6 protein-coding genes are annotated in these 7,411 nt (G+C 63.3%); 4 read left to right on the top strand and 2 right to left on the bottom strand.

The window, feature by feature from the left end:
- Positions 1-93: 93 nt before the first annotated feature.
- From IVB47_RS03375 to IVB47_RS03365, 3 genes are all read left to right on the top strand, one after another.
- The gene (locus tag IVB47_RS03375; protein ID WP_247459795.1) at positions 94-1,572 is read left to right on the top strand and encodes an AMP nucleosidase; all 1,479 of its coding nucleotides are present in this window, start codon (positions 94-96) and stop codon (positions 1,570-1,572) included.
- 77 nt (positions 1,573-1,649) lie between these two features.
- Positions 1,650-1,925: a DUF1488 family protein gene (locus IVB47_RS03370; RefSeq protein ID WP_027570099.1), complete on the top strand. Its 276-nt coding sequence runs from the start codon at positions 1,650-1,652 to the stop codon at positions 1,923-1,925.
- Between the two features lie 167 nt (positions 1,926-2,092).
- On the top strand, positions 2,093-3,469 hold the full coding sequence (locus tag IVB47_RS03365; RefSeq protein ID WP_247459793.1) for a hypothetical protein: 1,377 nt from the start codon (positions 2,093-2,095) through the stop codon (positions 3,467-3,469).
- Positions 3,470-3,490: 21 nt separating this feature from the next.
- On the opposite strand, the gene IVB47_RS03360 is transcribed toward IVB47_RS03365, so the two are convergent.
- The gene (locus IVB47_RS03360) at positions 3,491-4,579 is read right to left on the bottom strand and encodes a Zn-dependent alcohol dehydrogenase (protein WP_219682968.1); all 1,089 of its coding nucleotides are present in this window, start codon (positions 4,577-4,579) and stop codon (positions 3,491-3,493) included.
- A gap of 44 nt (positions 4,580-4,623) precedes the next feature.
- Positions 4,624-6,408 (bottom strand): acyl-CoA dehydrogenase family protein, encoded by a 1,785-nt coding sequence (locus IVB47_RS03355; RefSeq protein ID WP_247459791.1) that lies wholly within the window; start codon positions 6,406-6,408, stop codon positions 4,624-4,626.
- A gap of 231 nt (positions 6,409-6,639) precedes the next feature.
- Here IVB47_RS03355 and IVB47_RS03350 point away from each other — a divergent pair, with 231 nt between their 5' ends.
- Positions 6,640-7,341: an SDR family NAD(P)-dependent oxidoreductase gene (locus tag IVB47_RS03350; protein WP_247459789.1), complete on the top strand. Its 702-nt coding sequence runs from the start codon at positions 6,640-6,642 to the stop codon at positions 7,339-7,341.
- Positions 7,342-7,411 lie beyond the last annotated feature (70 nt).

Genomic DNA, 7,411 nt, shown 5'->3' with positions numbered 1-7,411 from the left:
TGCTTCGCTACGCTCGCAATGACGGGCGGCTTCTTTCTTGCTTTAGTTTTCTTGCTATAGTTCGATTCAGTCCCAGCAACCTGGCGTCGAACAATGCAATCGATCCAATCTCCACCCTCCGTCGCCACCGAATCCTTTTCCGACGCCGGCCTCGCCGTCGCCCGCCTCGAAGAGATCTACGAGCGCAACACGAAGTTCCTGCGAGACCGGTTCGAAGCTTACGTCAACGGCGAGGCAATCACGACGCGGGTGCGGGCCTTCTATCCCTTCGTCCGTGTCACCACCGCGACGCATGCGCGGCTGGATTCGCGTCTCGCCTACGGCTTCGTCGCCCGGCCCGGCGTGCACGAGACCAGCGTCACGCGTCCGGATCTGTTCCGGACTTATCTGACAGAGCAGATCGGATTGTTGATCCAGAACCACGGCGTTCCGGTCGAAATCGGCGAGTCCGACGAACCGATCCCCGTTCACTTTGCCTATCGCCGCGACATCAACATCGAAGCCGCCATCACCACCAGCGAGAATTCGACCGTGACGCGGTCGCTGCGCGATGCGTTCGACGTGCCTGATCTTGCGACCATGGACGATGCCATCGCCGACGGCACTTTCGAGCTCCAGCCTGGCGCGCCCGAGCCGCTGTCCCTGTTTCGGGCGGCCCGCGTCGACTACTCGCTACGCCGGCTCTACCATTACACAGGCACCGACCCCGAATATTTCCAGAACTTCGTGATCTTCACCAACTATCAGTTCTACGTCGACGCCTTCGCGCAACTCTGCCAGCAGCGGCTTCAGGCTGGCGAGGCCGGCCTCGATGCCTTCGTTGCTCCAGGCAATGTGATCACGCGCAGCGGCGGCGCGACGACGGGCGTTGCGCCCCCACGTGCGCCGCAGATGCCGGCCTTCCACTTGGTCGTGCCCGGCTATCGCGGCATCACTCTGATCAACATCGGCACCGGTCCGTCCAACGCGCGCAACGTCACCGACCATGTTGCCGTGCTGCGGCCCCATGCCTGGCTGATGCTCGGCCATTGCGCGGGCCTGCGCAACACGCAGCGGCTCGGCGACTACGTGCTAGCCCATGGCTATGTCCGCGAGGACCATGTGCTCGATCGTGAGTTGCCGCTGTGGGTGCCGATCCCGGCGCTCGCGGAGATGCAGGTGGCGCTCGAGGAGGCGGTCGAGGACGTCACCGGCCTCGAAGGTTTCGAGCTCAAGCGCCTGATGCGTACCGGCACCGTTGCCAGCGTCGACAACCGCAATTGGGAGATCAGCGGTCCCGATGTCATTCGCCGCTTGTCGCAGTCGCGCGCGGTTGCGCTCGACATGGAATCGGCCGCGATTGCCGCTAACGGCTACCGCTTCCGCGTCCCCTACGGCACGCTGCTGTGCGTCTCCGACAAGCCTCTGCACGGCGAGATCAAGCTCGCAGGCATGGCCAGCGAATTCTACCGCCGCCGCGTCGGCCAGCATCTCGAGATCGGCTTGAAGGCGCTGGAACGGCTCAAGCAGCAGGAATCCGAGCGGCTGCATTCGCGAAAGCTCCGCAGTTTCGCCGAAGTTGCGTTCCAGTAGGCGATGGATTGCCTTTGCTGCTGACAAGCAGCGGGATTTTCGGCATTTTCGGCGCGGGGGTCGACCGGGACGATTTGATGCCACTCATGCGCGACAGGATCATTGGCCATGATCTCGAACGGCTCGCCTTTCGCTTCACCATGCTGAACGACGACGAGGTCGTGCAGTGCCAGATCAGCGACGCCGCGATGGACGAGCTTGCGGGCATGCAGGGCACCGAAAGCAGCGCGCGGCAGGCCCAGTTCCTGTCGCTGCGCGAGACCATCGAGCGGCTCGCCTCAGACCTCTACGACGAGGCGCCGCGGGTCAGGGGTCACGTGGTGCGGATCTTTACGCGACATTTGCAGCGGTAGTTCCGCTCGATCCTCCGCATCATGCCCCGAAGCAGTTCATAAAGTATTCGCTAACCAAGCAACCGGTTCGCCGCAATCCTAAGACCTGCGAAACCAGACGTTATGCAACTGTGAATTGATGGCCCGTAGAGGTTAGGTCACGAAAATGGAGCCTCACGAGTGATCGCGTGACAAACGACATTGTTGGAAGCGACGCGATCCGCGGGGCTGGTCATGACGTCAAGGCGGACAAGACGCCACCAAACCATTGGCCGCTTGCAATTGCCGTAGCGATCGGATGCGGACTCGTGGGCCTTGCGCTCCGCTACTTCGCCCGGAAGCACGCGACCGACGACGCCATTCAGCATCTGATCCCCTGGTATGTCTTCGCTCGCGATCACGGTGTCGCTGGACTGGCCGAAGCCTTTACCAACTATACGCCGTTCTACAGCTATCTCCTGCTGATTGCCGCCCGATTTGATTGGCTAGGCGAGCCACTTTCCCATGTGAAAGCGATCTCGGCAGTATTCGAGTTGGGCTGCGCGATCACTGTGGCCCAGATCGTCTGGCGAGCGACAAAGTTGCCATTACGCGCTTCCCTGGCCTTCTCCGCGGTTTGGCTTGCACCGACGGTGATCTTCAATGGCGCAGTGTGGGCGGAGAGTGATTCGATCTGGACCTTCTTCACGCTGGTTTCCGTGGCGCTGTTCATGCAGGACCGAAATGGCGTTGCGTCATTTGCGATGGCCTTTTCGGTGAAGGCTCAGGGCGTGTTCCTGGGACCCTTCGTGCTCGGCATGATTCTGCGCCGCAGGATCCACCTGGCATGGCTCGCCACCGTTCCCGGGATCTATGTTGTCCTCGCCATTCCGGTTCTGGTCGCGGGGAGATCCTTGGCCTCCGTGTTCGCGGTCTATTTGGACCAGGCTCACACCTTCGATCGCCTCACCATGAACGCAGCGAACATCTGGGTGCTGGCTGGCGGAATGCCGTACGCGATCGGAGTCGCCGTCGGCATGGTGCTCGCGGCCGCGAGCGGGCTCGCCTTGTCGATCTTCATCGCGCGCTCTCGACGGACGGGGCCGGAGTTTATTCTGCTGGCCGCGTGTGTATCGCTCATGCTCATGCCGTATCTGCTTCCGAAGATGCACGAGCGGTATTTCTACGCGTTCGAGCTTGCGTCGATCGCCCTGGCCTGCCTCAATCCGCGCTATGTGCCCTTCGCGGTGATTGCCCAGGTCAACGGCGTATTATCCTATCTGGCGTTCGAAAGCGGAATCGTCCTGGGCGTGCTGCCGGCGGCACTCTGCAACACCATTCTCGTGTACTACCTCGTGCTTGATCTTTGGCGCGGCGAACGTGGATTTCGTTTTCCGAGCCTTGCCTGGCTCGGCTTCATCGTGTCGACCGCGGGACTGTTCTCTTATCTGGTCTTCGAGGGGCCCGGTTTGAACATATCGCCCGTGTACCTGCTCACCACCGGTCTCGTCACAGCTGCGGCGCTGCTGCTCCTGAAAGAGTCGCGTTGCAACCTTGCCGGCCCGGACCAATTGCCTCAATCCTGAGCGTCCCGCCTCATCCGGCCATCAGCTGTCAAACATGATCACGCTGCGCAGCGTCTTGCCGGCTTTCATGTTTGCAAAGCCTTCGTTGATCTCGGAGAGCTTCAGCTTGGCCGAGATCCAGTCTTCCAGGTGCAGCCGGCCGCGCAGGTAGAAATCCACCAGCCGCGGCATGTCGACGCGAAAATGGTTCGAGCCCATCGAGGAGCCCTGGATCCTGCGCTCGCGCAGGAAGTCGAAGCCATGCAGCTCGATCTTCTGGCCGAACGGAATCATGCCGACGATGGTGGCCGTGCCGCCCGAGGCGAGCATGCCGAAGGCTTGCTCGGCGGTCTCCTTGCGGCCGAGCACCTCGAAGGAATGATGCACGCCGCCATTGGTGAGATCGCGCACCTGCTTCACGACGTCGCCGTCTGCCGGGTTGATGATGTCGGTGGCGCCCAGCTTGGTCGCGAGCTGGAGCTTGGCCGGATTGGTGTCGATGGCGATGATGCGGCCGGCGCCTGCGATCTGCGCGCCGTTGATCGCAGCCATGCCGACACCGCCGCAGCCGATCACGGCCACGGTCTCGCCGGCCGTCACCTTCGCCGTGTTCACGACCGCGCCGTAGCCGGTAATGACGCCGCAGCCGATCAGCGCGGCGAGATCGAGCGGCATCTCCTTGCGGATTTTGACGATCGCGTTCTCGTGCACCAGCATCTGCTCGGCGAAAGAAGAGAGGTTGAGAAACTGATGCAGCTTCTCCGAGCGGGCCCACTGCATCCGATTAGAGGCGCCCGGCAGCAGTTTTACGGTGGTGTCGGTGCAGAGCACCGTGCGGCCTGTGGTGCAATTGTCGCAGGTGCCGCAGAACACGGACAGGCAAGTGACGACATGGTCGCCCGGTTTCACATAGGTGACGTCGGAGCCGACCTGTTCGACGATACCGGCGGACTCGTGCCCGAGCACCGCGGGCAGCGGATGCGGATACAGGCCTTCCATGAAGTGCAGATCGGAGTGGCAGAGACCTGCGACCGAGGTCCGGATCAGAACCTCGCGCGGGCCGGGCTTCGGCAGGCTGACATCCTCGATGACCAGAGGCTTGTTGACTTCATGGAGGACGGCGGCCTTCATCGAGCACTCCCTATCGCTTTTTTTGCTTTGAACGTGGGTGCAGCCTACGCCGCCAAGACCAGTTCGCCAACCTCGCTCATGCCGGCATCACGCTCGCCGAGCAGCAGCGCCGCGATCTTCTGCTGCACGGCATTTTCCGTCAGCCGGAACGGACCGCTCGGCGACACCCGGTGATCGATCACCAGCCGCGACAACAACAGCCTTCGCGCATCGCCGCGCATGGCGTGAATACGATGTGCCTCCCAGGCGAGCGCCACGGCGCTGGCGACATGATAGAGCAGGCTGGTGGCGCGGCGCGCATCGGCTTCGTTTTCGGATTTGGCCGCGACCTCGCGCGCAAAACCGACCGCGCGATCGGTGAGGCCGCGGAGCCGGTCGCGCCAGGCCTGTGGCACCGAGGGGCTGTCATCAAGGCGGGCGTGCAGATCGGCGGCGAGCGCGGATTCGGCGCCGTGGCGGCCGACCGCACGCCGGAGCGCATCGATCGCGACGATGTTGCCGGTGCCTTCCCAGACCGAGCCGAGATGCGCGTCGCGGAGCAGGCGGGCGGTCGCGAATTCCTCGATATAGCCGATGCCGCCGCGCATCTCGAGCGCGTCGCCACAGACCTTTCGCGCATCGCGGGTCGCGCGGAATTTCAAGGTCGGCGTCAGGATGCGCAGCAGTGCGGCTGCATCCTGGCTGCCGGCCTCGGCGCGGTCGAGCGCGTCCGCGGTGAGAAAGCTCATCGACAACGCCTGCTCGACCGGCAGCATGATCTTCAGCATCTGGCGCCGGCCCAGCGGCAGGTCGATGATGCGGTTGCCGAACACCACTCGGTTCTTGGCGACCGTCATCGAGTCATGGTAGGCCCGCCGCATCAGCGCGGTGGATTTGACGCCGTTTGAAAGCCGCGACGAGTTCACCATCTCGGCCATCTGCACGAAGCCGCGATCGAGCTTTCCGACCGCGTAGGCGATCGCGCCTTCGAGCTTGATCTCACCCGAAGCCATCGAGCGCGTGCCGAGCTTGTCCTTCAGACGCACGATCCGGTAGTGGTTCTGCGAACCGTCGTCCAGGAAGCGCGGCATCAGGAACAGGCCGACTCCGCGCGTGCCGGGGCCGGCGCCTTCGGGGCGCGCCAGCAGCATCACGACTTTTGCGTCGGCGTTCGAGCAGAACCATTTTTCGCCGGTGAGGCGCCAATGGTCGCCTTCCTGCACCGCCGTCGTGGTCAGCGTCCCGACGTCGGAGCCGCCTTCCTTCTCGGTCATGAACTGGCCGCCCTGGGTCAGCTTGCTCATGTCGGTCTGGGTCAGACCGTCGAGATATTTCGCCTTCAGCGCGTCGCTGCCGAAGTTCGCGAGCAGCTTGGCGCAGCCGTCGGTGACGTTGATCGGGCAGCCCATGCCGAATTCGGTCTGGTTGAACAGGAAGGTGAAGGCGTGCTTGGCGACGACGGGATATTTGTCCGGCCAGCCCATGATGCCCTTGCGGATCGAGAGCGCGTGGATGCCGAACTCGCCGAAGGCTGCCTTCTCCAGCTCGCGATAGGCGGGGTGGTATTCGATCCACTGCACGTCGCGGCCGAACTTGTCGCGCTGGTGCAGCACCGGCGTGTGCCGGTCGGCGAGCCGCGCGCATTCATCGAGCACGCCGCCGGCGAGTTCACCCAGGCGATCGAGATGCGGCTCGATGTGACGGAATAGCGTGTCCGGCAGATGAATGCGCAGGAGATCGGTGAGCGCCTGATCGGCGCGGTAGAAATTCATGCCGGTGGTATCGGGAGCCAGCAGTCCGGATGGCGCGGCCGCGACCTGTTTTGCCTGCGCGGGAGCCGGCTTGTGCATGATCGTCCTCTTCGTTTCCGCCTTGCGGTCACTTTGCGCTGATTTGGCGCTTGCCGCTTGGGATGATGTCGATCATGCTCCAGTCGCGAAAGCGGATAAAGCCGCAAATTGTCAGGGAGGCATGATCGCCGCGTGGGAGCAATTCGCTCTGCGGAATTGTGATCGTCCTGGCTGGTTGTCCGCGCGGACCGTGCATAGATCAGCGGCTTCCCGTCTTCGAGAGATCACGTCATGGAACACCCCAAATACAAGATCGCCCTCATCGTCGGCGCCGGCGAAGGTCTGAGCGCATCGCTGGCGCGGCTGCTGTCCCCCCAGGGCATCCGCGTCGCACTGGCCGCTCGAAAAATCGAGAAGCTCGGCGCGCTCTGCAGCGAGACTGGCGCCAAGGCATATGCCTGCAACGCCACAGACCCTGATGAGGTCGAGCGCCTGTTCGGCCTGGTCGAACGCGAGATCGGCACGCCCGACCTGGTCGTCTACAACGCCAGCGGCCGCGCGCGCGGGCCGTTTGTCGATCTCGTTCCGGCCGACGTGGCGAACGCCATTGCGGTCAGTGCCTATGGCGGCTTCCTGGTGGCGCAGCAGGCGGCCAGGCGCATGCTGCCGAACCAGCACGGTGCGATCCTGTTCACCGGCGCCTCGGCCAGCGTCAAGGGCTATGCGCAGTCCGCACCGTTCGCGATGGGCAAGTTCGCACTGCGCGGGCTCGCACAGAGCATGGCGCGCGAATTGTCGCCGCAAGGCATCCATGTCGCGCATTTCGTGATCGATGGCGGCATCAGGAGCGCAGCGCGCGCGGAAGCGCCGGAGAAGCCGGATTCGATGCTCGATCCCGATGCCATCGCGGAGAGCTACTGGAACGTGTTGCAGCAGCCGCGCAGCGCTTGGAGCTGGGAGCTGGAGCTGCGGCCCTGGGTGGAGAAGTTTTGAGGCGATAAATTCACAACGACCGTCATTGCGCGCGAAGCGAAGCAATCCAGAAATGCCTCCATTGAAAACA

Source organism: Bradyrhizobium sp. 62 (assembly GCF_023073035.1).
In the GTDB taxonomy this organism is placed as follows: Bacteria; Pseudomonadota; Alphaproteobacteria; order Rhizobiales; family Xanthobacteraceae; genus Bradyrhizobium.
The sequence above is the reverse complement of the archived record's forward strand: the minus strand, read 5'-3'. Positions and strand labels throughout refer to the sequence as shown.

Excerpts from the sequence above, each read along its gene's own strand:
- IVB47_RS03375 (WP_247459795.1), top strand. The coding sequence starts at position 94 with ATGCAATCGATCCAATCTCCACCCTCCGTCGCCACCGAATCCTTTTCC.
- IVB47_RS03370 (WP_027570099.1), top strand. The coding sequence starts at position 1,650 with ATGCCACTCATGCGCGACAGGATCATTGGCCATGATCTCGAACGGCTC.
- IVB47_RS03360 (WP_219682968.1), bottom strand. The coding sequence starts at position 4,579 with ATGAAGGCCGCCGTCCTCCATGAAGTCAACAAGCCTCTGGTCATCGAG.
- IVB47_RS03355 (WP_247459791.1), bottom strand. The coding sequence starts at position 6,408 with ATGCACAAGCCGGCTCCCGCGCAGGCAAAACAGGTCGCGGCCGCGCCA.
- IVB47_RS03350 (WP_247459789.1), top strand. The coding sequence starts at position 6,640 with ATGGAACACCCCAAATACAAGATCGCCCTCATCGTCGGCGCCGGCGAA.